The organism is Rhizobium sp. PEPV16 (assembly GCF_008919455.1).
Classification (GTDB): Bacteria; Pseudomonadota; Alphaproteobacteria; order Rhizobiales; family Rhizobiaceae; genus Rhizobium; species Rhizobium leguminosarum_Q.
Window position 1 is genome coordinate 605 of sequence record NZ_VSZV01000035.1, and the last position, 642, is coordinate 1246.

Genomic DNA, 642 nt, shown 5'->3' on the forward strand with positions numbered 1-642 from the left:
CGGCGTCGCCATGCTTACAGGTCCGAATGGCTGGAATTCCATCGGCTATGCGACACTTGAGATGTTCGACCCCACATCGCCGAGCCCCGCCATGATGGCGCCGGGCGATACAGTGCGGTTCCTGCCGGCAGGGATTGAGCTATGATCGAGATCATCGAAAGCGGTTCGTTCAACACAGTGCAGGATCTTGGCCGCCCCGGCTATCGCGACATCGGCGTATCGGCGAGCGGCGCGATGGATCCGCTTGCGGTCCGGATCGGCAACATTCTCGTCGGCAATGACGAAAATGCCGCCGCGATAGAGGTGCAGACCTTCCCGTTCAGCCTGCGTTTCGACAAGCGCATGGTGTTTGCCGTTACCGGTGCAGACGGCAATCCTCATCTCAACGGATCGGAACTGCTTTCCTGGTGCGCCTACCTCGCGGAGCCCGGACAGGTTCTCGAACTGAAGCAGCCCCCGCGGCTTGCGCGCTCCTATATCTCGGTCGGAGGCGGGCTGGATGTGCCCGTCGTCATGGGCTCGCGAAGCACGTCGCTCCGCGGCGGTTTCGGGGGCAATGCCGGCCGACCTCTTGCGAAGGGCGATCGGATCGCGGTCGGCGAGGACGCAGAAATGGTCATGCTGCCGGCCTCGGGTCTTGCC

At 63.2% G+C, this 642-nt stretch carries 2 protein-coding genes; both read left to right on the top strand.

What is annotated here, in order from left to right:
- Positions 1 to 145: carboxyltransferase domain-containing protein (locus tag FY112_RS37260; protein WP_246700569.1), on the top strand; the 145-nt coding region annotated here is incomplete at its 5' end.
- On the top strand, positions 142 to 642 hold a 501-nt coding region (locus tag FY112_RS00255), incomplete at its 3' end, for a biotin-dependent carboxyltransferase family protein (RefSeq protein ID WP_181018107.1). The genes FY112_RS37260 and FY112_RS00255, both read left to right, overlap by 4 nt.